This is a genomic window from Mesorhizobium sp. M0306, assembly GCF_040321655.1.
Lineage (GTDB): Bacteria > Pseudomonadota > Alphaproteobacteria > Rhizobiales > Rhizobiaceae > Mesorhizobium.
Genome location: NZ_JAMYRY010000004.1, coordinates 245,919 through 272,478, shown reverse-complemented (window position 1 = coordinate 272,478; position 26,560 = coordinate 245,919). Strand labels below are relative to the sequence as shown.

Annotated in this window: 31 protein-coding genes and 1 tRNA gene; 11 read left to right on the top strand and 21 right to left on the bottom strand. The window is 63.3% G+C overall.

Features of this window, described 5'->3' with window-relative positions; genetic code table 11:
* Nucleotides 1-23: 23 nt before the first annotated feature.
* Nucleotides 24-1,334 (bottom strand): ABC transporter substrate-binding protein, encoded by a 1,311-nt coding sequence (locus NKI95_RS09965; protein ID WP_352716340.1) that lies wholly within the window; start codon nt 1,332-1,334, stop codon nt 24-26.
* A gap of 222 nt (nt 1,335-1,556) precedes the next feature.
* Nucleotides 1,557-2,468: a transcriptional regulator GcvA gene (gene gcvA / locus NKI95_RS09960; RefSeq protein WP_292662413.1), complete on the bottom strand. Its 912-nt coding sequence runs from the start codon at nt 2,466-2,468 to the stop codon at nt 1,557-1,559.
* A 111-nt stretch (nt 2,469-2,579) separates the two neighbouring features.
* Here gcvA and NKI95_RS09955 point away from each other — a divergent pair, with 111 nt between their 5' ends.
* The gene (locus NKI95_RS09955) at nt 2,580-2,765 is read left to right on the top strand and encodes a hypothetical protein (protein WP_292662415.1); all 186 of its coding nucleotides are present in this window, start codon (nt 2,580-2,582) and stop codon (nt 2,763-2,765) included.
* Between the two features lie 75 nt (nt 2,766-2,840).
* On the opposite strand, the gene NKI95_RS09950 is transcribed toward NKI95_RS09955, so the two are convergent.
* Nucleotides 2,841-3,800: a sugar-binding transcriptional regulator gene (locus NKI95_RS09950; RefSeq protein WP_352716338.1), complete on the bottom strand. Its 960-nt coding sequence runs from the start codon at nt 3,798-3,800 to the stop codon at nt 2,841-2,843.
* Nucleotides 3,801-4,129: 329 nt separating this feature from the next.
* Between NKI95_RS09950 and NKI95_RS09945 the strand changes: the two genes are divergently transcribed.
* On the top strand, nt 4,130-4,762 hold the full coding sequence (locus NKI95_RS09945) for an HAD family hydrolase (RefSeq protein ID WP_352716336.1): 633 nt from the start codon (nt 4,130-4,132) through the stop codon (nt 4,760-4,762).
* Between the two features lie 53 nt (nt 4,763-4,815).
* Here the strand turns inward: NKI95_RS09945 and NKI95_RS09940 are convergent, their stop codons facing one another.
* From NKI95_RS09940 to ureC, 8 genes are all read right to left on the bottom strand, one after another.
* Nucleotides 4,816-5,148: a hypothetical protein gene (locus tag NKI95_RS09940; RefSeq protein ID WP_352716334.1), complete on the bottom strand. Its 333-nt coding sequence runs from the start codon at nt 5,146-5,148 to the stop codon at nt 4,816-4,818.
* 219 nt (nt 5,149-5,367) lie between these two features.
* Nucleotides 5,368-6,135 carry a class II aldolase and adducin N-terminal domain-containing protein gene (locus tag NKI95_RS09935; protein ID WP_352716332.1) on the bottom strand — a complete coding sequence of 256 codons (768 nt, stop codon included), beginning with the start codon at nt 6,133-6,135 and terminating at the stop codon, nt 5,368-5,370.
* Nucleotides 6,136-6,216: 81 nt separating this feature from the next.
* Complete coding sequence (gene ureG / locus NKI95_RS09930; protein WP_352716331.1) at nt 6,217-6,858, bottom strand: urease accessory protein UreG; 642 nt, start codon at nt 6,856-6,858, stop codon at nt 6,217-6,219.
* Entirely contained in the window at nt 6,855-7,295 is a 441-nt protein-coding gene (locus tag NKI95_RS09925; protein ID WP_352716329.1) for a DUF3995 domain-containing protein, read from the bottom strand. The genes ureG and NKI95_RS09925 overlap by 4 nt, the downstream gene beginning before the upstream one ends.
* Entirely contained in the window at nt 7,292-7,981 is a 690-nt protein-coding gene (locus tag NKI95_RS09920) for an urease accessory protein UreF (RefSeq protein WP_352716327.1), read from the bottom strand. Before NKI95_RS09920 ends, NKI95_RS09925 begins: the two co-directional genes overlap by 4 nt.
* Complete coding sequence (locus NKI95_RS09915; protein ID WP_352716325.1) at nt 7,974-8,558, bottom strand: urease accessory protein UreE; 585 nt, start codon at nt 8,556-8,558, stop codon at nt 7,974-7,976. The genes NKI95_RS09920 and NKI95_RS09915 overlap by 8 nt, the downstream gene beginning before the upstream one ends.
* Nucleotides 8,559-8,615: 57 nt before the next feature.
* Nucleotides 8,616-9,209: a hypothetical protein gene (locus NKI95_RS09910; RefSeq protein ID WP_352716323.1), complete on the bottom strand. Its 594-nt coding sequence runs from the start codon at nt 9,207-9,209 to the stop codon at nt 8,616-8,618.
* Nucleotides 9,210-9,256: 47 nt separating this feature from the next.
* On the bottom strand, nt 9,257-10,969 hold the full coding sequence (gene ureC / locus NKI95_RS09905; RefSeq protein WP_502909138.1) for an urease subunit alpha: 1,713 nt from the start codon (nt 10,967-10,969) through the stop codon (nt 9,257-9,259).
* Between the two features lie 179 nt (nt 10,970-11,148).
* On the opposite strand from ureC, the gene NKI95_RS09900 reads away from it, so the two are divergent.
* Both NKI95_RS09900 and NKI95_RS09895 read left to right on the top strand, forming a co-directional pair.
* Nucleotides 11,149-11,532: a hypothetical protein gene (locus NKI95_RS09900; protein ID WP_023677006.1), complete on the top strand. Its 384-nt coding sequence runs from the start codon at nt 11,149-11,151 to the stop codon at nt 11,530-11,532.
* A gap of 126 nt (nt 11,533-11,658) precedes the next feature.
* Complete coding sequence (locus tag NKI95_RS09895) at nt 11,659-12,153, top strand: hypothetical protein (protein WP_023722544.1); 495 nt, start codon at nt 11,659-11,661, stop codon at nt 12,151-12,153.
* Between the two features lie 26 nt (nt 12,154-12,179).
* Here the strand turns inward: NKI95_RS09895 and NKI95_RS09890 are convergent, their stop codons facing one another.
* Genes NKI95_RS09890 through NKI95_RS09875 form a run of 4 tightly spaced genes read right to left on the bottom strand, consistent with a single transcriptional unit; the run spans nt 12,180 to nt 13,972 of the window.
* On the bottom strand, nt 12,180-12,485 hold the full coding sequence (locus NKI95_RS09890) for an urease subunit beta (RefSeq protein ID WP_352716321.1): 306 nt from the start codon (nt 12,483-12,485) through the stop codon (nt 12,180-12,182).
* A 39-nt stretch (nt 12,486-12,524) separates the two neighbouring features.
* Nucleotides 12,525-12,779, bottom strand: coding sequence for a DUF1272 domain-containing protein (locus NKI95_RS09885; RefSeq protein ID WP_352716320.1), 255 nt, complete (start codon nt 12,777-12,779; stop codon nt 12,525-12,527).
* 19 nt (nt 12,780-12,798) lie between these two features.
* Complete coding sequence (locus tag NKI95_RS09880; protein WP_023677011.1) at nt 12,799-13,101, bottom strand: urease subunit gamma; 303 nt, start codon at nt 13,099-13,101, stop codon at nt 12,799-12,801.
* A 28-nt stretch (nt 13,102-13,129) separates the two neighbouring features.
* Entirely contained in the window at nt 13,130-13,972 is an 843-nt protein-coding gene (locus tag NKI95_RS09875; protein WP_352716318.1) for an urease accessory protein UreD, read from the bottom strand.
* Between the two features lie 202 nt (nt 13,973-14,174).
* Here NKI95_RS09875 and NKI95_RS09870 point away from each other — a divergent pair, with 202 nt between their 5' ends.
* From NKI95_RS09870 to NKI95_RS09855, 4 genes are all read left to right on the top strand, one after another.
* A complete protein-coding gene (locus NKI95_RS09870; RefSeq protein WP_023677013.1) occupies nt 14,175-14,429 on the top strand; it encodes an acyl carrier protein in 255 nt (84 codons plus the stop codon).
* 4 nt (nt 14,430-14,433) lie between these two features.
* Complete coding sequence (locus tag NKI95_RS09865) at nt 14,434-15,642, top strand: beta-ketoacyl-[acyl-carrier-protein] synthase family protein (protein ID WP_352467770.1); 1,209 nt, start codon at nt 14,434-14,436, stop codon at nt 15,640-15,642.
* A gap of 135 nt (nt 15,643-15,777) precedes the next feature.
* Nucleotides 15,778-16,482 (top strand): glutathione S-transferase family protein, encoded by a 705-nt coding sequence (locus tag NKI95_RS09860; RefSeq protein ID WP_352716316.1) that lies wholly within the window; start codon nt 15,778-15,780, stop codon nt 16,480-16,482.
* Between the two features lie 121 nt (nt 16,483-16,603).
* A complete protein-coding gene (locus NKI95_RS09855) occupies nt 16,604-16,909 on the top strand; it encodes a hypothetical protein (protein ID WP_352716314.1) in 306 nt (101 codons plus the stop codon).
* Between the two features lie 43 nt (nt 16,910-16,952).
* Here NKI95_RS09855 and NKI95_RS09850 read toward each other — a convergent pair whose 3' ends face one another.
* Together NKI95_RS09850 and NKI95_RS09845 are read right to left on the bottom strand one after the other, a co-directional pair.
* Nucleotides 16,953-17,573, bottom strand: a complete 621-nt coding sequence (locus NKI95_RS09850; protein WP_352716313.1) for a nucleoside triphosphate hydrolase — start codon at nt 17,571-17,573, stop codon at nt 16,953-16,955.
* 219 nt (nt 17,574-17,792) lie between these two features.
* A complete protein-coding gene (locus tag NKI95_RS09845; protein WP_352716311.1) occupies nt 17,793-18,896 on the bottom strand; it encodes a hypothetical protein in 1,104 nt (367 codons plus the stop codon).
* A 245-nt stretch (nt 18,897-19,141) separates the two neighbouring features.
* Between NKI95_RS09845 and NKI95_RS09840 the strand changes: the two genes are divergently transcribed.
* Nucleotides 19,142-20,032: a D-alanyl-D-alanine carboxypeptidase family protein gene (locus tag NKI95_RS09840; RefSeq protein ID WP_352716309.1), complete on the top strand. Its 891-nt coding sequence runs from the start codon at nt 19,142-19,144 to the stop codon at nt 20,030-20,032.
* 33 nt (nt 20,033-20,065) lie between these two features.
* Here the strand turns inward: NKI95_RS09840 and NKI95_RS09835 are convergent, their stop codons facing one another.
* Entirely contained in the window at nt 20,066-20,872 is an 807-nt protein-coding gene (locus NKI95_RS09835; RefSeq protein WP_352716307.1) for an AraC family transcriptional regulator, read from the bottom strand.
* A gap of 198 nt (nt 20,873-21,070) precedes the next feature.
* Here NKI95_RS09835 and NKI95_RS09830 point away from each other — a divergent pair, with 198 nt between their 5' ends.
* Both NKI95_RS09830 and NKI95_RS09825 read left to right on the top strand, forming a co-directional pair.
* The gene (locus NKI95_RS09830; protein WP_352716305.1) at nt 21,071-21,991 is read left to right on the top strand and encodes a zinc-binding dehydrogenase; all 921 of its coding nucleotides are present in this window, start codon (nt 21,071-21,073) and stop codon (nt 21,989-21,991) included.
* Between the two features lie 153 nt (nt 21,992-22,144).
* Nucleotides 22,145-22,221: transfer RNA gene (locus tag NKI95_RS09825), tRNA-Arg, on the top strand.
* Nucleotides 22,222-22,285: 64 nt separating this feature from the next.
* On the opposite strand, the gene NKI95_RS09820 is transcribed toward NKI95_RS09825, so the two are convergent.
* From NKI95_RS09820 to NKI95_RS09810, 3 genes are read right to left on the bottom strand one after another with little or no spacing between them, the layout of a single operon-like run.
* Nucleotides 22,286-23,029, bottom strand: a complete 744-nt coding sequence (locus NKI95_RS09820) for a M48 family metallopeptidase (protein WP_352716303.1) — start codon at nt 23,027-23,029, stop codon at nt 22,286-22,288.
* Complete coding sequence (locus NKI95_RS09815; protein ID WP_352716301.1) at nt 23,016-23,474, bottom strand: hypothetical protein; 459 nt, start codon at nt 23,472-23,474, stop codon at nt 23,016-23,018. The genes NKI95_RS09820 and NKI95_RS09815 overlap by 14 nt, the downstream gene beginning before the upstream one ends.
* 20 nt (nt 23,475-23,494) lie before the next feature.
* The gene (locus NKI95_RS09810; protein WP_352716299.1) at nt 23,495-26,308 is read right to left on the bottom strand and encodes a type I restriction endonuclease subunit R; all 2,814 of its coding nucleotides are present in this window, start codon (nt 26,306-26,308) and stop codon (nt 23,495-23,497) included.
* Between the last annotated feature and the right edge of the window lie 252 nt (nt 26,309-26,560).

The window sequence follows — 26,560 nt, the reverse complement described above, 5'->3', positions numbered from 1 at the left end:
TGGCAACCGGCACCGGGAGGAACCTACTTGATGTAACCGCCCTCGGTCATCGTCGCGGTGGCGGCGTCCTGCGCCTGCTTCAAGGCATCGTCGACGCTCGACTGGCCGGCAAGTGCCGCTGAGAAGAGCTGGCCGACGGTGGTGCCGAGACCCTGGAACTCAGGAATGGCGACGAACTGGACGCCGACATAAGGCACCGGCTTGACGGTTGGGTGCGTCGGATCGGCGGAGTTGATCGAGTCCAGCGTCATCTTGGCGAAAGGCGCTGCCTTTTGGTACTCGGGATTGGCATAGAGCGAGGAGCGCGTTCCCGGCGGAACGTTGGCCCAGCCTTCCTTCGAGGCGACGAGCTCGGCATAATGCTTGCTGGTAGCCCAGGATACGAACTTTTGAGCGGCGTCGGCCTTCTGGGTGCCGGCGGGGATGGCCAGCGACCATGCCCACAGCCAGTTGCCGCGCTTGCCGAGGCCATTGTCCGGCGCCAGCGTATAACCGACCTTGTCGGCGACGGTGGAGTTCTTCGGGTCGGAGACGAAGGAGGCAGCGACGGTGGCGTCGATCCACATGCCGCATTTGCCCTGCTGGAACAGCGCCAGGTTTTCGTTGAAGCCGTTGGACGACGCGCCCTCGGGGCCGTCGGCCTTCATCAGGTCGACATAGAATTGCAGCGTGTTCTTCCATTCGGGCTGGTCGAATTGCGGCTTCCAGTTCTCGTCGAACCAGCGCGCGCCGAACGAGTTCGACATGGCGGTCAGGAAGGCCATGTTCTCGCCCCAGCCTGCCTTGCCGCGCAGGCAGACGCCGTTCACGCCGTTGGCGCGGTCGGTCATCTTGTCGGCGGCCTGCTTGATGAAGTCCCAAGTCGGTGCATCGGGCATCTTGAGCCCGGCCTTTTCCATCAGGTCCTTGCGGTACATGACGAAGGAGCTTTCGCCGTAGAACGGCGCTGCGTAGAGCTTGCCGTCGACCGACAGGCCGCCGGCTATGGCCGGGATGATGTCCTTGACGTCGTAATCGTCGCCGAGCTTGTCGAGAGGCAAGAGCCAGCTCTGCTTGGCCCAGATCGGCACCTCGTAGGTGCCGATGGTCATCACGTCGTACTGGCCACCCTTGGTGGCGATGTCGGTGGTGACGCGCTCGCGCAGGACATTTTCCTCGAGCGTGACCCACTGCAGCTGGATGTCGGGATTCGTTGCGGTGAAGTCGTCGGTCAGCTTCTGCATGCGGACCATGTCGCCATTGTTGACCGTGGCGATGGTGATGGATTCGGCATGCGCGGCGAAAGCAAGCGCGCTGGCCGAGAACAGGCCTAGGGTGAACGTGCGAAGTTTCATCAAAATTCCTCCCATAAACCAAGATGAGCATTTGCCTTGGTTGTGAGCAATTACTCACTTGCGCTGAATTATGTCAAGACGGATTCGTTGCTGCAGCGCAGCACGCCGGTCTCGTGCAGTGACAAGCCTGGGCCACTCGCGGGATTTGTGGAGAGGGGTTCGGGCGGGCTCATCGCGCCGCCAAAAGCCGGAGCTTTGCTGTCCGGGTGGCTGGGATTCAGCCTATTGGCAAGCGATCTCGCTCAGGATCCAATCGCGGAAGGCGCGGATCTTCGGCACGTTGCGCCGCGCCGTCGGATAGACCAGCCAATAGGCATGGCCGTCGTCACCAACCAGATCGAAGGGCTGGATCAGGCGGCCGTCGGCAAGTTCGGTCTTGAACAGCGCCTTGGTAACGATCGCCACGCCGTGGCCGGCAATCGCGGCATTGGCCTCATAGGCCTGCGCGCCCATGCTGGTGCCGGGGCGCTTGGCCAGTTCCTCGACCGGCAGGCCGGCGGCGGCAAACCAGTCCCGCCACCAGATGTCGCCCGGGTCGAGGATCGGCAGCCGCAGCAGGTCGGCCGGCTCCTTGACGCCGCCGATGCTTGCCGCGAGCTTTGGGCTGAGAACCGGCGTGAAATCGGCCCTGAAAAGCATATGGGTCTCGACGCCCGGCCAGTTGCCGCCACCGGAGCGGATGGCGATGTCGATATCCTCTCTGGCAAAGTCGACAACCCTGTTCGAAGTATCGACGCGCACCGCCAGCGACGGATGCGCGACCTGGAAGGAACCGAGATGCTGCGCCAGCCAATTGGAGGCAAAGGTCAGCAGCGTCGAAACGCAAAGCACGCCATCGGCGCCAGTGCGCGCGGCGGCATAGGCGCCGCTCAACAGCGCGAATGCTTCGCTGACCGCGGGCGCCAGGCGTTGGCCGGGTTCGGTCAGCACGATCTGTTTTGGCTGGCGCAGGAACAGAGGCGCGCCGATGCGCTCCTCCAGAAGCTTGATCTGATAGCTTGCCGCCGCCTGCGTCATTCCAAGCTCCTGGGCGGCCTTGGTGAAGGAGAGATGCCGCGCCACCGCCTCGAACACCCGGATCGCCTGAAGCGGAGGAAGCTGCGAAACCAGCTGTCGTGAATTGAGCTCCGGCATAAGCCCTCCTTATGGGCAGTGATCGACGTTTGATTGGCGGCACCAGCCGGTCCTACCGATATTCCGTGTTGAAAGATCAATTACGCCTAGAGATAGCGAAGGCTGACGATCATGACCACAATACAGGAAAAGCTGCTTCTTGCTCCAGCCCACGGCTGGTTTTCACGGCTGGCGCGGGGATTGGCAAGGCACGCGGCGCGGAAACGGGCCTATCTCGACGTCCGGGAACTGCCGCCGCATCTGCAGCGCGACATGGGCTTCCTCGACGGCAATGATCCTTGCGGACGTCGCCAGTAGTGTCGCTCGTTTTATCGGGGGTTCAGATGCGTTTCGATTTCACATGATCGTTTCCGACCGTCAGGGGCTCGGAGATCATGCGCCCGCCAGCAGGGCGGCGGCGGTCCGCTCATCGGTGATCAGGCCGTTGACCAGCCGCCGGTTGACGGCGGCGAAGATGCCCGGCAGCTTGCGGTCGCCCATGGCAAGCGCGATCACCAGCGACTTTTCGCGCGACGGCAGCGGCGCCGACGACACCCGGTCGTTGGTGATGCCGTCGATCATGCGGCCGTCGCGATCGAACACCCAGCCGACGATCTCGGCGACGCCGCCGGCCTTCTGCAGCGCCTTCAATTCACCCTCCGAAATGAAGCCGTCCTCGTAAAGCGGCGCCTTCGGGCCGAGATCGCCTATGCCGACAAAGGTGACGTCGGCCTCAGCCGCAAGCGCCAGCGTCGGCTGGATCATCGGCTGGCTGAGCAGCATCTCGCGCTCCTCCGGCGAGGAGGCGATGACCGGCAAAGGCATCGGAAACGAGCGCGCCTTGACCCTGTCGGCCATGGTGAAGATGACGTTGTAGAAGGCGGCCGAGCCGTCCGGCGAGATGTTGCCGGTCAGCGATACCACTTTGTGCTGCGGGCATTCCATCGGCGGCAGCTGCTCGATCGCGGCCTTCAGCGTGCGGCCGGTGCCGATCGCCATGACAATCGGGGTCGGCGACCTCAGCCGCCGCTCGATCTCGGCCGCCGCCGCCTCGGCGACGCCGATGACGGTGGAGGACGAAGATGGGTCGCTCGGCACCACCTCGACCAGATCAAGGGCAAAGCGCGATTTCAGCCGTGCCGCAAGGTCGAGGCAATTGGCGATCGGATGGTCGACGCGCACCTTGATCAGCCCTTCGGAGACTGCGAGCGACACCAGCCGCTGCGCCGTCTGCCGCGAGATGCCAAGCGTGGCGGCGATCTGGTCCTGGGTGTTGCCGGCAACGTAATAGAGCCATCCGGCGCGCGCCGCGTCGTCCAGCCTGTTGCCGCCGCTGTCCTGCCGCGAATTCAAGTTCCTGCCTCCCAACCCGCCGAGCATAAGAGGCGGAGTACCATAGTTTCGCAGGGAATGAACTTGCGCGCAATTGCCTATTGTACGAGCAATTGCTTAAGGACTTGGTGGTTCGAACGAAGTGACGGGGTCGACCTAGTCTCGTCGCAACAGCAAGGCTGTCGAGGTCGCACCAATCTCGGTTCCAAAGCGCGACGTGTTCGATCGGCCTCATGCATGTCGTTATCGCAAAACCGCTGCACACTTTTGCGCGACATGCATTAGCGGGGACGCGGCGGTTTATCTCCCGCGCTAAACGCTTTAAGGGATTTTGGAGAATGGAGCCTTGCATGACGCCGAAAGCGGTTTTCTGGGATATGGACGGCACGCTGGTCGACAGCGAGCCGCTGCACGAGGCGGCGCTGATTGCGGCGCTGCACAGCGTCGGCATCGCACCGCCGGCCGACCTGCACGAGCGGGTGCTCGGCATCGCCGCATGGCCGGTCTACGAAATGCTGCGCGACGAGTTCGGCCTCGACCTGCCTTTCGACGACTGGATCGTGCGTAAATACGATCACTATCTGCCGATGGCCGAAACGCTGATGCCACGCACCGGCGCGATCGAGATTTTCAACGAGCTGCGCGCGCTTGGCGTTGAGCAGGCGGTGGTGTCCAATTCCGACCGGCTGATCGTCGACGCCAATCTGCGCGCGGTCGGCCTTTTCTACCCCGGCATGAAGACCATCAGCCGCAACGACGTGCGCGAAGGCAAGCCGCATCCCGAGCCATTCCTGCGCGCCGCCTGGCTGGCCGGCGTCGATCCCGCCGAGGCCGTAGCGGTCGACGACAGCGTGACCGGCGCCACGGCCGGGCTGGCGGCGGGAATGAAGACGGTCTTCTGGCCGGAGGCGCCGATGGAAGGGCCGCCGGGGGCGATTGTCATCAACAGCGCCGAGGAATTGCGAGCTGAACTGGGACTCTGAGCGCACCGCAAACGTAGATGCTGCCCCACATCTACAGGTCGAAAGTACCAATCCTAGCTGATGCTACGCTCGGCCCGCGCCTTTTCAAATGCGGCCACGGTCTCCGGGTCAAGATCAATCAAGCGGGCAAGATCGTTGATATCTGTGAAATGGTCCCAAAGCACAATGAATCCCTTATCATGATCCATATTATGAAACTTAAACTCTGAACCCAATGTTGGGTCGATTATTTCTACATCCTTAAATCCTTCTGCAGCTAAACCGAAAAGACCGTCTTCGGCCACATAGAAAACAACTCGATCCTTAAATTCCAAATCATCAGATATATAAAATGCAATCGCATAAACATCGTATTCTTTCTTGCGGCCTTTATTTCTTATCTTCATGTCAATTGCTTCCGACGCGTCGAACGGGTTTTAGGCCGAGCAGCAACGCAACGGTGAATCCAGTTATTACGCGTATAATCATGCGAACCCGCCCCTGACCGCAAGTATACGCTCAACTAAAGAGAGAGCCGCATGAACGTTAGGCACTGAAAGTTGTGGATGACGGCGCGACTTTGCCAGGGCGCCCTCTCTCGTCAGCGTCCGCGGAAGTCTCTGCTCTCAGTTCCGGTAGCCAGGTTCCTGCTCGTCGAGGATCGCCTTCAGTTCGGAGAAATGGCGTTCGGCCTGGCCGGGATAGTCTTCCTGTTCCCTTGCCGCCTTTTCGGCGATCTCATCCGACAGTACCCGCAGCGGCTGGCCGGTCCACAGCGCCTTGATATAGGTTTCGGCGGCGCGCTCGAAATAGAACATGCGGTTGAAGGTGTCGGCGACGCTGTCGCCGATGACCAGCACGCCATGGTTGCCCATCACCATGACCTTGACCTTCGGGTCGACAAGAAGCCGCGAGCAGCGTTCGCCCTCTTCCTCGAAGGCCAGCCCGCCATAATGAGCGTCGACGACATGGCGGTTGAAGAAGATTGCCGAGTTCTGGTCGACCGGCGGCAGCGTCGAGTCGGCAAGCGAGGCAAGCACGGTGGCGTGGATCGAGTGGACATGCATGACGCAGCGCGCATGACGCACGTTGCGATGGATGGCACCATGCAGCCCCCACGCCGTCGGATCGGGCGCATTCGGGCCGACCAGCGTGTCGGGATCATTGGCGTCGATCAGAAGCAGGTCGCTCGCCTTGATGCGCGAGAAATGCACCTGGTTAGGGTTCATCAGGAATTGCGAGCCATCGTCGTTGACCGCCAGCGAAAAATGATTGGCCACCGCCTCATGCATGTTAAGCCGCGCCGTCCAGCGGAAGGCGCAAGCCAGATCGACGCGCTCCTCATAGAACGGCAGGTTAGTCAGCACTTCCTTCTGCAGGCGCGTGATGCTCATCGTAGACCTCCGTGAATGGAGCGAGCATGCCGCGCGGCTGGAACAGGCGCAACCGGTTTCGTTTGGTGCAGGCGAGCGCCGTTATGCCGCCGTGCTGGTGGCCGCGCCGGCTCTCAGCCCGCCATGCTCGACGATGAAATCTATCACTTCCTGCAGTCCCTTGCCGCGCGACAGGTCGGTGAAGCCGAACGGCCGTTTGCCGCGCATGCGGGCAGCGTCACGTTCCATGATGTCGAGATTGACGTTCACATAGGGCGCAAGGTCGCTCTTGTTGATGACCAGGAAATCGGACCGGGTGATCGCCGGTCCGCCCTTGCGCGGAATCTCCTCGCCCTGGCAAACCGAGATGACATAGAGCGTCAGGTCGGCAAGGTCCGGCGAGAAGGTGGCGGCGAGGTTGTCGCCGCCCGATTCGATGAAGACGATGTCGAGATCCGGGAATTTTTTGGTCATCTCGGCGATCGCCTGCAGATTGATCGAGGCGTCCTCGCGAATGGCGGTGTGCGGACAGCCGCCGGTCTCGACGCCGACGATGCGATCCTCGGGCAGTGCCTGCAGCCGGGCCAGCATCATGGCGTCTTCCTTGGTGTAGATGTCGTTGGTGACGACGGCGATCGAGAACTCGTCACGCAGCGCCTTGCAGAGCTTTTCGGTGAGCGTCGTCTTACCCGAGCCGACCGGACCGCCAATGCCGATGCGAAGAGGACCGTTGGGCGATATCATGCGGGGAACTCCGTGAGGGCAAGAACAGCAAAGCCAAGCCCGATCAGCAGGCACAGCGGCGAATAGTAACGCAGATCGAGCCGCGCGAAAGGCTGTTCGGGCGTCAGCCGGCGCCACCACGGCGTGAAGCCGGCAATGCCGCGCGCCAGGAAAACCAGCGCGATGAGTAGCGACGTGGCGGCAAGCCCGGCCTTGTGAAAGGGCGTGGCGAAAACACCCTTGAGCGCCATCGGCCACAGTGTCGCCAGGCCGAGGCAGGCGGCAACGGCGAAGCTGGCGAAGGGTGCCGGCATTTCGTCGACGCCATGAAAGCCGATGACGGCGCGGGCGCAGGAGGCAGCATCCCTGCCCGGCCAGATTCCGCCAATGCCCCAATAGACATGCAGCGCGGTGATCAGCAGCAGGACCAGCGAGAGGGCGAAAGCGAGGACGATCATGAGCGGAACAGCCGCGAATACTGGGTTTCGTGCTTCATCGCCATGATGTCGGAGATAAAAGCGCAGCCGCCGAGATCGTCGAGCGTGGAGCCGGCAGCGCGGGCTGCGGTCGCCAAGGCTAGCGGCTCGAAGCCGGCGAGCAGCGCGGTCGCTCCGGTCTGGCCAACGACACCAAGCCGGATCGCGGCCTGGACGAGGTTGGAAAAGAAGGCCTGCAGGAAGCCGGCCAGCGCATCCCGCAGCATAATTCCGTGGCCGCCGGCGACGGCACCGACGGCGACGCAATAGGCACATTCGGCCGGCAGGCGATCCAACACCTGGCACGGCCAGGCGGAGGCCGCTTTCAGGAAAGCGGCGCCCTGCAGCATCGTCTCGGTATGACGCTCGCGTGAGCCGACCAAGGCCTCGGCGAGTGCTGCGATTTCGGCGAGATCGCCGGCTTCGCGGGCACGGCGCCAGCTTTCGGCAAACAGCACCGCATCGTTCCAGCCGGAACCCATCTCGACCAGCGTCTCCAGCCACGCGGCGAGGTCTTTGCTGTCGGCAACCAGCCCGGCATGCACGGCTTGTTCCAGACCATGGCTGTAGGAAAAACCGCCGACCGGAAAAGACGGCGACAGCCACGCCATCAGCCGCAACAATGCAATGTTGGAAGGCTGGGCAACGTTGGAAGGCTGGTCAGTCATGGTCATGGTCGTGCGAATGGCTGTGGGAACGCGATTCGCTATGGCTATGGGAATGCGCTTCGGCGTGGCTGTGCGCATCCGCCTCGGAATGAGCATGGCCGTGCCCGCCATGGCCGGAATAGGCGCCGCGCACCGGCTTGAACGGTTCGGAGACGTCGCTCACGGTGGCGCCCAATCCCTCCAGCATCGCCTTGATGACATGGTCGCGCAGGATGAGGATGCGCCCAGCTTCGATGGCGGCGGCGAGATGGCGGTTGCCGATGTGCCAGGCAAGCTCGGCCAGACGGACAGGGTCGCTGGCCCGGACATCGTAGAGCGGCTCCTCGGCCGCGATGATCTCGATGTGGCGGCCATCTTCCAGCACCAGCCGGTCGCCATCATTCAAGGTCACCGGTACGGGCAGGTCGACCAGTACCTTGTCGCTACGGGCCGTTTCGATGGCGCGCCGGCGCAGATGCCGCTCGTCATGGGCAAGCACCGCACTATCGTATGGCGTGGTGGTTCCGGCTTCGCCTGCGGCCAAGACGGAGACGGCGCGCGGGAATTTGGTGAAGTCAGTGCGGATATCGAGCGTCATGTAAAACTGCCTCTCCCAAAAAAGCCTAGACTATCCGATCAGCCGCTCCAATGGCGCTCAAACAATCGTGTCGAAGAGCCGCAGGATAAACGATATCTGATAGACGAGCGCGCCGGCGACAAAGGCGATGTGAAAGCGGCGGTCGCTGATAAGAATCGCGATGACACAAAGCGCGACGAACACTGGGGTGCGGAACAAATATTCAACGCCGAAGCGGGCAAAATGCTCGGGCCCTTTCAGCAGCGTGTCGACCACGTCCAGCAAATAGGTCGCCGCCAGCAGGCCGAAGAACCAGGCCCGGCGCGAATAAAAGAAATCCTCATAGCTGGTGTAGTCCAGCATCGAATCCGGAAACAGCAGCGCGCAGAGCAGAAACAGCGTGACGGCGTAGAAGATGATGAACAGGTATTTGCCGAAGGTCCAGCTCTCGATCTGGAACAGGCCGAACTCCCACCACCAGAAATGCACCAGCATCAAAAGCACCGACGCAACCCAGGCGAGGTGCACGGGATAGAGCCGGTACTGGCCGGGATGCTGGACGATGCGGGCGAGCCCCGACAGCAGCCGTGTGACGCCAAGGCCGATCACCATGCCCAAGACGATGCGAACATGCGGGAAAATGTCGTGGGCGTAGGGGAGTTGCTGGTCCATAAGCCTGGCGCGGCATGTTCTACATCGGTCGTTCTAACGCCTATGGTTCAGAACAGGAAGTAGCGTTGCGCCATCGGCAGCACGGTGGCCGGCTCGCAGGTGAGCAACTCGCCGTCGGCGCGGATCTCATAGGTTTCGGGGTCGACCTCGACATGCGGCGTGGCGTCGTTGAGCACCATCGAGTGCTTGCCAATGCCGCCGCGGGTGTTCTCTACCGCCACCATCTGCTTGTCGATGCCGAGCCTGCCGCGCAGGCCGGAATCGAGCGCGGCCTTCGAAACGAAGGTCACCGACGAATTGGTCATCGCCTTGCCATAGGCGCCGAACATCGGCCGGTAGTGCATCGGCTGCGGCGTCGGGATCGAGGCGTTGGGATCGCCCATCGGGGCGGCGGCGATCATGCCGCCAATCAGCACCATGTCCGGCTTGACGCCGAAGAAGGCCGGATTCCACAGCACAAGGTCGGCGCGTTTTCCCACCGCCACCGAACCGATGTCCTTCGACAGGCCATGCGCGATGGCCGGATTGATGGTGTATTTGGCGATGTAGCGGCGGACACGGAAATTGTCGTTGTCGCCGGTCTCCTGCGGCAGCGAACCGCGCTGGCGCTTCATCTTGTCGGCGGTCTGCCAGCAGCGGATCGCCACTTCGCCGACACGGCCCATGGCCTGACTGTCCGACGAGATGATCGAGAAGGCGCCGATGTCGTGCAGAATGTCTTCGGCGGCGATGGTTTCCTTGCGGATGCGGCTTTCGGCAAAGGCGATATCTTCGGGGATCGACGGCGACAGATGGTGACAGACCATCAGCATGTCGAGGTGTTCGGCCAGCGTGTTGACCGTATAGGGACGGGTCGGATTGGTCGAGGACGGAATGACGTTGGGCAGGCCGCAGACCTTGATGATATCAGGTGCGTGGCCGCCGCCGGCGCCTTCGGTGTGGAAGGCATGGATGGTGCGGCCCTTGATCGCCGCGACCGTGTTTTCGACGAAGCCGGACTCGTTCAGCGTGTCGGTGTGGATCATCACCTGCACGTCGTAATCGTCGGCGACCGACAGGCAGCAGTCGATTGCAGCCGGTGTCGTGCCCCAGTCCTCATGCAGCTTCAGCGAGCAGGCGCCGGCGAGCACCATCTCCTCGAGCGCGGCAGGCAGCGACGCGTTGCCCTTGCCCGACAGGCCGATATTCATCGGGAAGGCGTCGAAAGACTGGATCATGCGCGCCAGATGCCACGGCCCCGGCGTGCAGGTGGTGGCCAGCGTGCCGTGCGCCGGGCCGGTGCCGCCGCCGAGCATGGTGGTGATGCCCGACATCAGCGCTTCCTCGATCTGCTGCGGGCAGATGAAGTGGATATGCGCGTCGAAGCCGCCGGCGGTCACGATCTTGCCCTCGCCGGCGATAATCTCGGTGCCCGGGCCGATGATGATGGTAACGCCGCCTTGAGTATCCGGATTGCCGGCCTTGCCGATCGCGGCGATGCGGCCGTCCCTGAGGCCGATATCGGCCTTGATGATGCCGGCGGTGGCATCGACGACCAGCGCATTGGTGATGACGGTGTCGACGGCGCCTTGCGCGCGCGAAACCTGGCTCTGGCCCATGCCGTCGCGGATGACCTTGCCGCCGCCGAATTTCACCTCCTCGCCGTGCAGGGTGAGATCCTTTTCGACCTCGATGAACAGCTCGGTGTCTGCGAGCCGGACCTTGTCGCCGACGGTCGGGCCGTACATCTGGGCATAGGCGGCGCGGGTGATTTTAGCCATCAGCAATTGCTCCCGAAATACAGCCCGAAAATACCGCTTGTCGAAGCCGAGGCCCACATTGCCGCCATCCTATGGTCACGCAATGACCCGCTGAGCGACACTTTCCGATCCCATTTAGCGTTTGAGGTGGCTGGGCCACCCCAAAACGACCATTTGCCAATCGATGGAAAGGAACATCCATGCGCAAAACGACTCTTCTGGCAGCCGCCGCCACGCTGGTGCTCGCAACTGCCGCCAGCGCCCAGCAACAGCCTGCTCAGCAGCCCAGTCCGGCGCCGGCCGCGCCTGCTCCTGCCGCGCCCGGGGCGCAGCCACAGGCGCCCACCATCCAGGCGATCAACGTCGTCGATATCAAGGACCTGCCGGCGGACACTCAAGCCAAGGTCAACGAGGTGATCGCAAAGCGTAGCGATGCCGACCTGCAGAAACTGCGCGGCTCGATCGACGCGACACCGCAGGTCAAATCCGCGCTCGAAGCCAAGGGGCTCACCTCGGCGCAGGTGATCGCCGCCAGCATGAGCACCAATGGCGCGCTGACGCTGATCACCAAGAAAGCGAGCTGACGAGACGAGGCGGCGGGCCGGCGCTCGGTCAGCCCGCCGCATCGCAAAGGGAACCTTCACGGGGGACGTTACGTTTCGGTCCTGTCGCCCTGACACAAGCCTCGAAAAGGACCCTGAGAACGAGCGATGGCGATCACCACCTTCTCCGACACCAGATGGCTGCATGGGATTGCCGCGACCGCGTTTCTGGCAGCCAGCATCCCGCACGCCGCGCTGAACGCGCAGAGCCTTGACAGCGCCGAGACCGTCAACCGGATCGTCGGCTCGGAGGTCGGCCAGGAAGAGACCAAGACAAATGCGGAAGCCGGCAAGGTCAGTTCGGCGATCGACCGCACGCGTGAAAACATCGCGGTCGTGCGCAAGACATCCAAGCTCGACAAGGTCGATATCGTGTTTCTTACCGACGCCGCGCGCACCGAAGGCGGCCCGCCACCGGCGATCGAGAACAAGGTCAGGCAACATCGGGACGACATTGCCGAGTTGCGCAAGGAGATCGAGGCGAACGCATTGCTGTTCAACGCCATCGACTCGCGGCGAGTGCAGACCGAGGACGTTCTGGCGGTAGAATTCGACGATCCCGGAAAGGTCGTCATCTATGCGGCGGCCAAGCCGCCCGGCTGAGCCGAAACTGCTCGACGCCTTCGATCTCACAGCGCGCCCATGATCTTCTGCTGAAACCCGTAGACCTCGCGCTTGCCGCCGAGCGGCACCAGGGTAACGTCACGCTCCTGCCCCGGCTCGAAGCGCATGGCGGTGCCGGCAGCGATGTCGAGGCGCATGCCCCGCGCCTTGTCGCGATCGAATCTCAGCCCTTCATTGGTCTCGAAGAAGTGGTAGTGGCTGCCGACCTGGATTGGCCGATCGCCGCTGTTGGCTACCTTCAAGGTGACTGTCGGCAGACCCTTGTTCAGCTCTATCTCGCCGCTTGCCGTGATGATTTCGCCGGGGATCATTGATTGCCTTCCGTTTCACGCCGTTTCACGGTCGCCGGATCAGGCGGCCTTGCGGGGGCCGCAGCCTTCGGCCTTCAGCACACGTCTGGTGGAGGCCGGATATTTCGTCAGCAGCGCTGCCGCACGGATCGGGCGGGCCGAGAAGTTGCCGCCGCAATTCGGGCAGGCGCCGCCGAGCACGTTTTGTGCGCAGTCGGCGCAAAAGGTGCATTCGAAGGTGCAGATCACCGCATCCGTCGCATCGGGCGGCAGATCCTTGTCGCAGCACTCGCAGTTGGGACGCAGCTCAAGCATTTTCCTCTCCTTGGCGGTGTTATCTGATCGGCTCGTGCACGGTCACCAGTTTGGTGCCGTCTGGAAACGTCGCCTCGACCTGCACGTCGTGGATCATTTCGGCAATGCCTTCCATCACCTGGGCCCGGGTGACGACATGGGCACCGGCCTCCATCAGCTCGGCGACCGCGCGGCCGTCGCGGGCCCCCTCAACGACGAAATCGGTGATCAGCGCGATCGCTTCCGGATGATTGAGCTTGACGCCGCGTTCGAGCCGCTTGCGGGCCACGATCGCCGCCATGGCGATCAGCAGCTTGTCTTTCTCCCTCGGCGTCAGATTCATGCTTTTTCCTGCAGTGGGACGATCGAAATCAGAGTGACCATAATTTGGGCAGGCCTGCCCGTCCGTTGAGCGATTCGACAAGCGGCACCAGCCGCTTGCGGAGCTGGTAGCCGTCCTCGGCGAACAGCCTCGCAAGAAGCTTGCCAGATTTCCGCACGCTCCAGAAACTGACGCCGCCCTGGCCGCCGACGATATTTCGGGCCGGCTCGAGCAAAGCTTCTGCCCGCGGCGACACCATCAGCAGCGTCGCCACGGCGATGCCGCCGCCGGCCACTGCCTGACGGTTCAAGGGGGCCGCGATGTCCGGCCCGATGCGGAACTCCTCGGCGTGCATCAGCGCCCCGTCCTGGCGGACGCGCCAGCGGTCGTGGAATTGACCTTGCGAAGCCCGTTCCCCCATGGCCAGGCGGCCGAAGACGGTAGCCTCCAGGATCAGCGCCTCGGCTCCGGCGGCAAGCTCAACGTCAAGCGTGCGGGCAAAGGCCGAGCGGTCGAAGACGATGGTTTCCTGCGGCAGCCAGGCAATATGGCCATCTTCGCCGACGGTCAGCTGCACCCGCACTTCGGCGCGGTCGGATGCGGCGCGGTAGATTTTCTCGCAGGCCTGCGTTGTTATGGTTGCGGAGGCGCCGGCACCGACATCGACCTCCCAGGCGAGACGGTCGCCACCGGTCAGCCCACCGGCAGTGTTGATCAGGACGGCTTCGAGCGGATCGGCCGAGACCGCCGGCATGCGGATCTTGGCAGAGCCGTCCTGGTACAGCCGCCGAAGACGCGTGCGGCCTCCGTTCCAGTCGCAGGCAAGCCGCGCGACGCCGGCAACACGCTGGGCCGGCGGCACTGAGGTCAAGCTATATGCGATCGTATCCACGACACCAACGTTAAGCACTGCGGCGGCTTTGTCGATATATAGCTTGTTGCTTGACAGCGTTTCGGTTTCTATAGAGGGAGCCACCTTGGTACGGTCACCGGCGCTTGGCGGGGGTAAAAGGCGACGATGACGACGTAATCGAGGACAAAAGGGGCGCTGATCAGTTGGCGTCGGGAAACGACAGAGTTGGGGAAGAAACCGAATGGCTGACCAGCTGGCAAACGATATCATCGCCAAGATCAAGGCTCATGCCGAGCCGGGCGGCGAGGAAATCACCACCAGTACCGAACTGACCGCCCTTGGCATCCATTCGCTGGAACTGACGGAGATCATCTTCGATCTCGAGGAAGAGTATGGCATCGAAATCGAGATGAACACCGTCGATGCCTGGAGCAATCTGAAGAATGTCGGCGACATGGTCGAGGCGGTTCGCGCGCTGATCGCGAAAAAAGCCTGACTGAATGCACAAGCGCATCGTCATCACGGGCATCGGTGGGTTATGCGGCCTCGGCACCAATGCACCGGCAATCTGGAATGAGATGCGCGCCGGCCGTTCGGCAATCGGCGCGATCGACAATCCGCTGCTGCATGATCTGAAGGTCAAGGTCGGCTGCGAAATCAAGGCGCTTCCCGAGCACGGCATCGACCGCAAGCAGGTCGTGTCGATGGACCGCTTCAGCCTTCTGGCGACGATCGCCGCGCGGGAGGCGGCACAGCAGGCGGGATTGAACCCGCACGCGGCCAACACATACCGGATGGGTACCATCGTCGGCGTCGGCGTCTGCGGCTGGGAGGCAATCGAAGAGAACTATCGCGCCATCCTGCTCGAAGGCAAGAACCGCGCCGGCATCTTCACCGTACCGAAAGTAATGCCGGGCGCAGCCGCCGGCCATGTCAGCATGAATCTTGGTCTGCGCGGGCCGGTGTTCGGCATCACCTCTGCCTGCTCGTCATCCAACCACGCCATTGCCTCGGCGGTCGATCAGATCAGGCTCGGCCGGGCCGACGTCATGGTCGCCGGCGGCACCGATGCGCCGCTGGTCTGGGGCATCCTCAAGGGCTGGGAGGCCCTGCGGGTCCTGTCGCCGGACACCTGCCGGCCGTTTTCGGCCGACCGCCAAGGGCTTGTGCTCGGCGAAGGCGCCGGCATGGTGGTGCTGGAAACATATGAGCATGCCATGGCGCGCGGCGCGGCCATCCTTGCCGAAATCGCCGGCGTCGGCCTTTCCGCCGACGCCTCCGACATCGTCGCGCCAACCATCGAAGGGCCCGAGGCGGCGATGCGCTTCTGCCTCGTCGATGCCGGGCTCAATCCGGAGGACGTCGACTATCTCAACGCGCATGGCACCGGCACCAAGGCCAACGATCAGATCGAGACGGCGGCGATCAAGCGTGTCTTCGGCGGCCATGCCTACAAGCTTTCTATCTCCTCGACCAAATCGATGCATGCCCACTGTCTCGGCGCGTCCGGCGCGCTGGAAATGATCGCCTGCGTGATGGCGATCCGCGAAGGCATCGTGCCGCCGACCGCCAATTATCGGGAAGCCGACGCCGACTGCGATCTCGACATCACGCCGAACGTGGCGCGCGAACGCACCGTGCGCACCGCGATCAGCAACAGCTTCGCCTTCGGCGGCACCAATGCGGTGCTGGCGGTCAAGGCCGTGTAACCGCACCCCTTGCGGCCCTTCACCGGGGCCGGTGAAACTTTCCATGCGCATATTGATGGCGCCAGGCGTCGCGCCTAACTCTCTGCGACCCGCCATGACCGTGCCGCTCGGCGCGGTCCCCGACCAGGAGCTTCGATGACCGATCTGTCCGCGTTTCCGATCGCCACGCGCTGGCCGGCGAGCCACCCCGACCGCATCCAGCTGTATTCGTTTCCGACGCCGAACGGGGTGAAGATATCGATCGCGCTGGAGGAACTTGGCCTGCCGTACGAGCCGCATGCCGTCGACATCGGCAAGAACGAGAGCTGGACCCCGGAATTCCTGTCTTTGAACCCGAACGGCAAGATACCGGCGATGATCGATCCGGACGGCCCGGGCGGAAAGCCGATCGGCCTGTTCGAATCCGGCGCCATACTGCTCTACCTCAGCGACAAGACCGGCAAGCTGGTCCCGGCAGACGCAACGCTGCGTTACGAGACGATCCAGTGGGTGTTCTTCCAGATGGCTTCGATCGGGCCGATGTTCGGCCAGGTCGGGTTCTTCCACAAATTCGCCGGGCGCGAAATCGCGGACAAGCGCCCGCTGGAACGTTATCGCGACGAGTCGCGACGGCTGATCGGCGTCCTCGAAACGAGGCTCAAGGGCCGCAGCTGGATCATGGGCGACGATTACACCATCGCCGATATTTCGATGCTTGGATGGGTGCGCAATCTGATCGGCTTTTACGAGGCACGGGAACTCGTCGGTTTCGACGACTTCCCCAGCGTGGGCGCATGGCTGGAGCGCGGCCTCGCCCGGCCGGCGGTGCAGAGGGGCCTCGCCATTCCGGCCAGAGCCTGATCGAAAGCCTGACTGGACCGGCTATTTTGCCTTGGTCCGGCGTTTCGAGCTCTTGCCGACTACGGAAGCGGCAAGCGAGGCCGCACCTTTGGCGGTCGCTAGCACGGCACCGGCGGCGACGTTGGCCGTCGTTTTGACGGTGCGCATTGCGCTGCCTGCGATCGATCCTCTGCTGCTTGCCGGCTTTTTAGGGCTGGCGGCTTTGGGAGTTGCGGCCTTGCTCGCAGCAGGCATCACCTTTTTCGGCGCTGCCTTGCCAAAGCTGGGCTTTGCCGCATCCTTGGAGCGGGCCGCCGCTGCCGGGCCGGCGCTGGTTTTCGCTCGAGTTACTTTTCGTGTTGCCCTGCCCTTGGCGGGCGCAGGCTTTCTTGCCATGGTTTCCATCGAACTGTTCCCTCATGCGGCACGATTGCCGTGTCCGGGATAACGGCCTGAAAGTGTTAAGGTTCCGGCCGAACAGTCCTTACAGATCAGGCTTGGTCGCCGACCACCAGGTCGGCGGGTCGCCGACGGGCAAGCACCCGATCGATGTTCGGCATGTCGTTGGAAGCGATCCAGGCGCGCGCGTCCTCGTCGGACCGGCCGTGCTCGTGCCATCGCTCCAGCAGCCGGCGCTCGAGCTCGGCGCGCGGCACATCGACGAAGATCGAGAAGTCGAACAGCGGCGCCAGCCGCGTCCATGGCTTTTCGTCGAGCAGCAGATAATTGCCTTCGACCAGGATGAATTTGGTCTCGGCGGCGATGATCGCAGCGGCGGCGCGCGACAGCTCCATGCTGCGGTCGAAGACCGGGATGGCGATATCCGGCTCGCCGGCGCGGATGCGCTTCAGCAGCGTTTCGAAGCCGGCAAAATCAAAGGTTTCCGGGGCACCTTTTCGCGCGCGAAGGCCGCGTTGCTCGAGCACGACATCGTCGTAATGGAAGCCGTCCATCGGCACGACCTCCGCCGTGCCTTCCGGCAGCAGGTCGTGCAAGCCTGCCGACAATGTCGACTTGCCGGCGCCGGGCGGACCGGCAATGGCAACGACGAAGCGCTGTGCCTTGCCGGCGCGCTTGAAAATGGCAGCAGCGATATGGGCGATCTCGGACATTGGAGCCTTTCTGGCTGAGTGTTTTCGATCTTGGCGACAATTCGCGGGAATTTCAAACCCGAGATTAGCTTCCTCGCTCAGGGATTTTGACCGTCCGTTGGCAAATCGCAAAGCTTTGAGATTGCCCGAAACGATCGTCCCTTTCGTCATCCCAGGGTCTCCGCGACGTCGCTTCGCTCCTGCTCCGCCCTGGGATGACGAAGGTGGGGAGGCGAGCTCTCAAGCTGGGACCGACCTGCCGATCCGCAGGAAATCGCTGTCGAAGACAATGTCGCGCACGGCGTCGTCGGCGGCCAGGATGCGCATGCGGCCCGGCGAGGTCGTGACATCGCGCGGCTCGCCGGATGGCCACGGCAGCGCGCCGATGACATGGCGGAACGAAAAGCTGCGCCCTTCAGAAAGGGCAAAGGCGGTCGCCACGCCTTCGCGCTTCAGCCAGTTGTCGCCGAGCGATGCGGCATGGCCGACGGCGGTGCGGCCGTCCTCGATGCCGAGCACGCCGCGGTGGCGGCCACTCCATGGCGCATAGTCGCGCCCGCCATTGCTGACCCACAGCATGGTGACCGGCAATTCGGCCGGGTTCTTCAGCACCAGCACGAGATCGGCTTCCGCCTGGCGCGCCAGCGCGGTCCAGCCCGGCCCGCCATGATCCGCCTCGACCAGCGTGACGAAGTCCTCACGCTCCTGGTCCATGCGATAGGCGGTCAGGTCGATCGTGCCGCCGTTGGCGGCGGGAAAGCGCGTCAGGTCGGTGCTGCGCGCCGGGTAGGCAAGCAACGAGCGGCCGCGGGCCGGATCGGGCTCCGGCGCCTCGTTCGGCGTCGCGGCAAGGCGCTTCGGCGAGAAGGCCAGCCTGCCGCCGGCCGTCATTACCGTCATCGGGTGATGGGCGACGGGAATGACGCCGGCGCCGCCGGAAAAGACGTGCTCCTGATAGAGAAACGGATGATCGTCGCGCAAGGTCAGGATCTTGTCGACGGTCGCGCCCATAACCGGGCGCTGCAGGCGGAAGACGGCGCGCCAGCCATCGGCGGTTGCCGCGCTGTCGACGACATCCCAGCGACTATTGGCCGGCCAGCCATGCAAAGGTGCCGCTTCGACGTCGCTGACCGAGAACGGCGCGCAGAGGAAATCGCCGGACAGGTGGACCGTCCCTTCAGGCAGGTCTTTCGGCAGCGTCTCGCGCGGCTCGCCGACCCAGGGTGCGCGATGCAGCGGCTTCAGCCGGCGGCCATCGATATCGACCGTCATGTCGGCGAGATGGCCGACGGCCAGATCGACCGATACCGAAATGCCTTTTGCCGCGATCGCGACCGTATCCATGTGCACCTACCGATCCTCCCGGATTCTGCCAGCCCGATTCTGCCGGCGCCAGCAAAGCCCACTCGCCGTCGGCTGCGCAAGCGGTGCGGCCGGCAATTCCCATCACACGGCGCCTGCACGGCCGCATCGCGAGCCTGTGGACAGGGCACCAATCCAGGGCCAGCCCGATATTAACCAAATGGACTGTGCCTTTGCGTTAAGATAGCTTCGCCTCGTCTCAGAAACAGCCTGCCTTCGGAACTGACTTGTCCGCCTTCCGGTTCTTTTCGTTCATCCACAAATGCGTCGCTGTGCTGGCGCTGCTGCTGTTTGCTGCCGGCTGTACGACGGTGACGCCGCCCGACAGCGTGCTGGCGGTACCGGCGCCGCCGCAGAAATATGCCGCGATGGTCATCGATGCCGGCACCGGCAAGACGCTGTTCGAGGTCAATTCGACGGCGCCGCGTTATCCGGCGTCACTGACCAAGATGATGACGCTCTACCTTCTGTTCGAGGCGCTCGATTCAGGCCGCATCAGCAAGGAGACGCAAATTCCGGTGTCGGACAACGCCGCCCGGCAGCCGCCGACCAAGCTGCGGTTCAGGCGCGGCGAGACCATCGACGTCGATTCGGCGATCCGCGCCATCGTCGTCAAATCGGCCAACGACGTTGCGGTAGCCGTTGCCGAATATCTCGGCGGCAGCGAAGAGGCGTTCGCCGGCATGATGACCGCCAAGGCGCGCCAGATCGGCATGAGCAGCACCGTTTTCCGCAACGCCTCGGGCCTGCCGGACGGCGACCAGCACACGAGCGCGCGCGACATGGCGGTGCTCGGCATGGCGCTGCACACCCGCTTCCCGCAGCATTTCCACTATTTCTCCGAAAGCGACTTCATGTTCCGCGGCAGGCTGGTGCGTGGCCACAACGACATGCTCGGCCGGGTGCGCGGCGTCGACGGCATCAAGACCGGCTACATCAGGGCTTCCGGCTTCAACATCGTTACTTCCTATAATGCGGACGGGCACAGGCTGATCATCGTGGTGATGGGCGCCGACAGCGCGCGCCAGCGCAACGACCATGTCGAGGCGCTGATCCAGCGCAGCCTGTTGCCGACCTCCGAGGCAAAGACGCGGCTGCTGTATGCCGAGGAGCAGTGACGGTTGAAGTCCGAGAGTTGACCGCGTGCGGGTTCAGGCGACAAACGCAGAACCGCCGTTTTGCGCGATACTGCTGAGATATTTTGCCGGCGGCTTGCCAAGCGCTTTCTTGAACATGGTGATGAAGGCGGTGACCGATTCATAGCCGAGATCGGCCGAAACCTGCTGCACGCTGGCGCCGGAGGCCAGCTCGCGCAATGCGACGATCAGGTGCAATTGCTGGCGCCAGCGCCCGAAGGTCAGCTCTGTCTCCTTGACCACGAGACGTGCGAGACTGCTTTCGCTGAGCGCAACGCGATTGGCCCATTCCGCCAGGGTGCTGCGATCGGCAGGATCTTGCGCCAACGCCGCGGCGATGCGCCTCAAGCGTTGCTCGGACGAGATCGGCAAATGTAGCTTCTGGACAGGCATGCGCGGCAGTTCGGTCAGCACAACCCTGGTCAAGAGCTCGCTCCTTGCATCATCGTCCTCACCGCGATCCGCCAGCTCGATGATCAGCTCGCGCAGCAACGGCGAGATCGACAGCGTGCAGCACCGGTCCGGCAGGTCGGCAGCTCCCGGTTCGATATAGACGAAGAAAATCCGGGCATTGGCGGTCGCGATATTGCTGTGCTCCATATCGCTGGGAATCCACACCGCGCAATGCGGCGGCACCATCCACAGGCCGCTGGGGACGCGACATGTGACGCCACCGCCGAGCGCGAAGACGAGTTGCCCTTTGCGGTGGTGGTGGTCCGGCACCTCTGCCCTGGTTTCGGTAACGTCGACGCGCACGGCGATTGCCGGCGCGAGGACGTCATCCGGATCGAAAGGCCAGGGGTAACGGAGAGGCTGTCTCATATTGACTGATTTTAGCGATTAACTGCCAAGACATCTAAATTACTCAAGCAGGAAAGTCGATAGTTTAGGCCTCCAGATGAGGAACTCAGGAGCCGGCAGCGGGCCTTCAGTGCCCTGCTGGCGTTCTGAACGTCGAACCGGCAAGCCCGGCACAGGAGAACCGGCTGGCGTCCGCCAGGCAGCAGGAAAGTACTAACCATGCTCGGCTTAATCACATCTCCCGACAGCGCCACCGGGTTGAGGCTCGCAGAGCTTGGCGAGCCCGAGCCCGCCCCGCACGAGGCGCTGGTCTCGGTCCGGGCAGTCTCGCTGAACCGCGGCGAACTGCGCCTGCTCAAGATCCGACCGAACGGCTGGGTGCCTGGCCAGGACGTCGCCGGAATTGTCGAGCGCGCCGCGGCCGACGGCTCCGGGCCGCCCATCGGCGCCCGGGTTGCGGCTCTGGTCGACGAGGCCGGGTGGGCCGAACGGGTCGCCGTTCCGACCGACCACCTTGCCGTCCTGCCGGACGAAGTCAGCTTCGTCGCCGCCGCCACCGTTCCGGTTGCAGGCACGACCGCGCTGCGGACTCTGCGCCTCGGCGGCGACCTGGCCGGCCAGCGGGTCCTGATTACCGGCGCAAGCGGCGCGGTCGGCCGTTTCCAGATCCAGATCGCCCGCCAGCAGGGCGCATCGGTGGTCGCGGTCGCCGCTGCCCGGCATGCCGAAGACCTCCACGGCCTCGGAGCCGAGCGGGTCGTCGAAACGATCGAGCTTGCCGAAGGACTGTTCTCGCTGATTACCGAATCGGTCGGCGGCGATAGCCTGGCCCACGCGATCGAACGGGTGGCGCCCGGCGGGACCGTCGTCATGTTCGGCTCGAGCAGCGGCGAACTCACGCCCATCGGCTTCCGCCAGTTCGTTCCGGGTCACGAAGGCGCGCGGCTGCAGACCTTCGCCTACTACGCTTCCGGTCCGCAGGTTGGCGCCGACATCGCCTCGCTGCTCGCGCTGATCGCAGCCGGCCGGCTCGAAACGCGCGTGGTCCTGACGGTGCCGTGGCGGGACGTCGGCCAGGCCCTGGACGCGCTGCGGCAGCGCAGCATCAGCGGCAAGGCAGTGCTTACCGTGACAGAATGAGCAGGCGCGGCGCCGGACGGGACAGCGTCTGGGTTGCTACGGCAAGTTGGGCCCGTCCGCGATTGCCCGTTGAAGCCGGCGCGTGCTTCCGCTAAGAAGCCGTGGCTGGCCGGTTTACCGGCTGGTTCGTTTTTGGGATCGCCGATCCTGAAGGCACCCGTAGCTCAGCTGGATAGAGCGCTGCCCTCCGAAGGCAGAGGTCACAGGTTCGAATCCTGTCGGGTGCGCCATATTTTCAAGTGTACGGCCCGGACACATGGGATCCGTTTCTGCTCAGTAGCCACTCTGACAGCCTCAGTCGTTGAGGATGATCTCGGCGCTATGGTCCAGCCGCGACTTGATCACCTCCCAGCCCGGCATGGACCGTGTGAGAAGGCGGAAGAACTCGGGACTGTGATTATGTTCCCTCAAGTGGCAAAGCTCGTGGGTGATGACGTAGTCGACCGCCTCGCGTGGAGCCTTGACCAGGAACGGATTGAGCGTGACTGAGCCGCCCCTCGCGCAACTCCCCCATTGCCGTTTCATGTCGAGCAGCCGGAAGGGCGGCGACTCCTGGACCCAGGGCAGCGCCTTGGAAATGGTCTCGATGCGGCCGGCGAAATAGTCCCGCGCCTTGACGCGATACCAGGCCCGCAGGCGAGCCCGGAGCGCCGCCCTGTCGGTGTTGTCGGTCGCAACAACAAGCAGGCCGCGCTTCAGCTTGATGGACCGCTCGGCCTTGGACACCTGGATGACCTTAAGGACATAGCGGCGTCCGAGATAGAGTGCCTGCTCGCCGCTGACATATTGCCGTGGCAGGACATGTTCGAAGCGCTTTCGGGCGTCGGTGACGTGCCGGAGGACCCAGCGGGCGCGTTTCATCACGGCCTTGCGGATGGCCTCCTCGCTGGCGTCCTCGGGGGCCTCGACCTCGACGGCTCCATCCGGATGAACATGAATGGCAATGCGCTCGCGCCGGGCAGGGTTGACCCGCACGGCATAGGCGATGTTCTGGTCGCCATAGCGCAGCGTCGACAGGTTGCGCTCAGAGAGTGCCACGGGAAGCCCCCAGGCGAACGATTTCGACGATGCGGTCTACCAGCGCCTGGGCCTTGTCCAGCCCGCCCAGCGCCTTGAAATAGCGCGGCAGGAGCCTGTTCCTGATGTCGGCCTCGATGTTGGCCGGATTGATCGAGAATGTCGCTACCGAGTTGCTCACGATCCCGTCGATGTGGAAGGCCTCGGCGACAAGCCAGTCCTCACCTCGATCCCGCGCTGCGACCTCGCCCATGACGATAGGGAACAGACCGAAATAGGCCTGCGCATGGGGATTGTCCGGAAAGCGGTCGGGGACATGGGGATTGGCCCGCATCCGCGCCTTCTCCTCCAGGTCCTTGAACAGAATGTATTGCTTGTGCGGATGATCGAAAAGGGATTCCGCCTCCCTGATCGCTTGGCGCAGCAGGTCGGAAAAGACCGCCTGGGCATAGGGGTCATCGGCCAACGTCTGTTCTATGGTTTTGGTCAGCCTGGTCTTGATGACATCGGTTTCGGCGCGGGCCTTATCGTCGCTCCACCCCGACGCGTCATAGCCAGCCTGCGTGTGGTCGCTGAAGCCCGTGAGGTCGATAACTCCTTGATCTCGACGCCGACGACCTGCTTGTCGACTAGCTTGCGTATCTGCTCCTCGTAAGCTGAAAAGTCGACGGTCTCCATGGCATCTTGCTTGGCCTGGATGCGCAGCTCGGTGAAGAACTTCAGGTCCTTCTTGTACCCGGCAATCGTCGACTCGGTGAAGGAGCCATCCTCGAAGAAGGCGCGTGAGGAAAGGGCGAGCTTCAGGCACATGCCGAACTCGGTCAGCGCGGCATAGAAATCCTCGCGAACTTTCTGATTGCGATCGTAGCTTGCGCCGTCTTCGCCAAGAACCGCATCCGGGGTCAACACCAGGCGGAACTGCTCGCGGTCGCCCTTGTTCTTGACGCTGCCGAAGATTGCCCACAGCGAGGCATGGAGGCTAGGCAGGCGCTTGTACTCGGTCGCAACGCTGGCGAAGGTGCCTTCGATGTCCTCGATGTCGTAGCCGCCCTGCGTGCGCTCGGCGAAGTCCTGGTAGTCCTTCAGCGAAGTGTCAAGTTCCGTCAGGATGCCGCGATAGTCGATCAGAAATCCGAACTGCTTAGCCTCATGCAACCGGTTCACCCGCGCGATGGCCTGGAGCAGATTGTGCTCCTTGAGGTACTTGTCGATGTAGAGCACGGCATTGCGCGGCTCGTCGAAACCGGTCAGCAGCTTGTCGACGACGATGAGGATGTCGGGCTTGCCCGGTGTGCCGAAATCCTCGATGACGCGCCGCTCATATCCCTCCGCATCGTTGCCCACATTGGCCGCCCACCATTTCTGCACTTCCGGGGTCTTCGCCTCGTCGGTGTCCTCATGGCCTTCGCGGGTGTCGGGCGGCGAGATGATAACGGCGCTGGTGACAAGGCCCGTGGCATCGAGCGCCTGCTTGTAGCGGATGGCGGAGAGCTTGGAGTCGGTCGCCAGTTGCGCCTTCAGCCCGGTGCCAAGCTCCTTGAAATTCTGCGAGAAGTGCGTCGCGATGTCCCAGGCGATAAGGTCGATGCGGTTGCCGGCCCGGTAGACGCTGCCACGGGTGGCGAACTTCTTCTTCAAGTCCGATTGCTGCTTGTCGGAAAGGCCCGTGGTGATCTTGTCGAACCATTTGTCGATCGCCTCGGCATTCACGTCTACCACTGGCCGGCGCTCCTCATAGAGGAGTGGCGTTACGGTCCCGTCCTCCACCGCCCGCTGCATGGTATAGGCGTGGAGGATCGGCCCGAACTTGTTCTGCGTCTTGTCGTCCTTCAGTAGCGGCGTCCCGGTGAAGGCGATGAATGCGGCGTTGGGCAGGGCCTTGCGCATCCGCTCATGGTTCTCGCCGCCATGGCTGCGGTGCCCCTCGTCGACCAGCACGATGAGGTCTTCGGACGCGTTGTGGCATTCCTTGAAGCGTGTCGCCGAGTTGAACTTTTGAAGCAGCGTGAACATGATGCGCTCGCTGCCCGAGCCGATGCGCCGGGCCAGGTCGCGACCTGACGAGGCCTTCGCGTTCTCGCCGTCCTTCTTCGTCGCCACCGCAGAGCCGAAAGCGCCGCCCGCCATGAAGGTGCTCGACAGTTGGCGCTCCAGGTCGACCCGGTCGGTGATGACGATAATGCGGCAGCGGGCAAGTGCGTCGTGGATCAACAGCGCCTTCAGCAGAAAGACCATGGTGAAGGACTTGCCCGAGCCGGTGGTGTGCCAGATGACGCCGCCCTCGCGCCCGCCGTCGCGGTTGCGCTTTCCCATCCGCTGCAGCATCGACTTGATGCCGAAGACCTGCGGATAGCGGGCGGCGATCTTGCCGAGCTTGCGATCGAAAAGGAGGAAGTAGCGGATGAACTCTAGAAGGCGATCGGGCCGCAACAGGGAAATTATCAGCCGATCCTGTCCGGTCGCGGCGACAGGCTTCGACCAGAGGCCATCGAAGAAGGCGCGGACATGGGGCGGGCGCTCGGCGAACAGGGCGGAATGTTGCTGCGCCGTTAGCCTGGTGTTGGCCATTGAGTCGATGTTAGTGGCGGGAATCTCCTCCTCGCGCCACAGCGACCAGAATTTGGCCGGGGTCTCGGTGGTGGCGTATTTGCCGTCCTGCCCGGAGATGGAAAGCAGGAGCTGGGCAAAGGCATAAAGCGCGGGAATGCCGTCAGGCTTCTGGTTGCGAAGATGCTGCGAAACGCCCTCGGCCAGCATCAGCTTTTCGGCATGGCTGCCGGTGGGGCGCTTGGCTTCGATGACGGCTAGGGGGACGCCGTTGACGTAGAGCACGATGTCGGGCCGATAGCGGCCATGCCCGCCCTCCCGTTCGACGGAAAGCTCCTCGGTAACGTTGAGGCGGTTGCCCGCGGTGTCCGCGAAGTCGACCAGCGGCACGGTGACGGAATGCTTGTGTCCGTCCGGCATGAACTCGGACACGGTGACGCCAAGAGCGAGATGCTTCCAGACGCGCTCGTTGGCCAGCGTCAGGCCCTCGTTGAGGCCGGTGTCATTGAACGCCTTCAGAACCTGGGCGATGCCGCCGGCAGAAAGCGCGTGGCTCGCGCCGCGATAGGCAAAGCGCCAGGCTGAGAGATAATCGCGGATCACAGCTTCGAGCAACACCCTCCGTTCGCTGCCGCGCAACCCTAGGCACTCTTGCGGTGATAGGTAAGACCAGCCAAGCTTCATCAGCAAAGCGAGCGCCGGGACCTTGGCCTGGGTTTCCTCGTCGGTCCTTGGGCGTTCGAGAGCGTTCATTAGTCTTCGACCACCTCGTAGGGCCAATCAAAATGGCTATAGAGAAACGGTTTGCCACCTTCACGGTCCGTTTCCCTGGCGTAGATTCGAAACCTGGTTCCGAGGGGATAATTCTTTCGCATAGGGCGGGAGCACTCGACATCCATCGTTGTCGGAAATGGCTGCCCTTCGACAGGCCGAACATGGATCAGGGAACTCTTACCAGGTTTTCTACCAGAGTAGGTCTCGACAATGACCTGCTGGTGTTCGGAC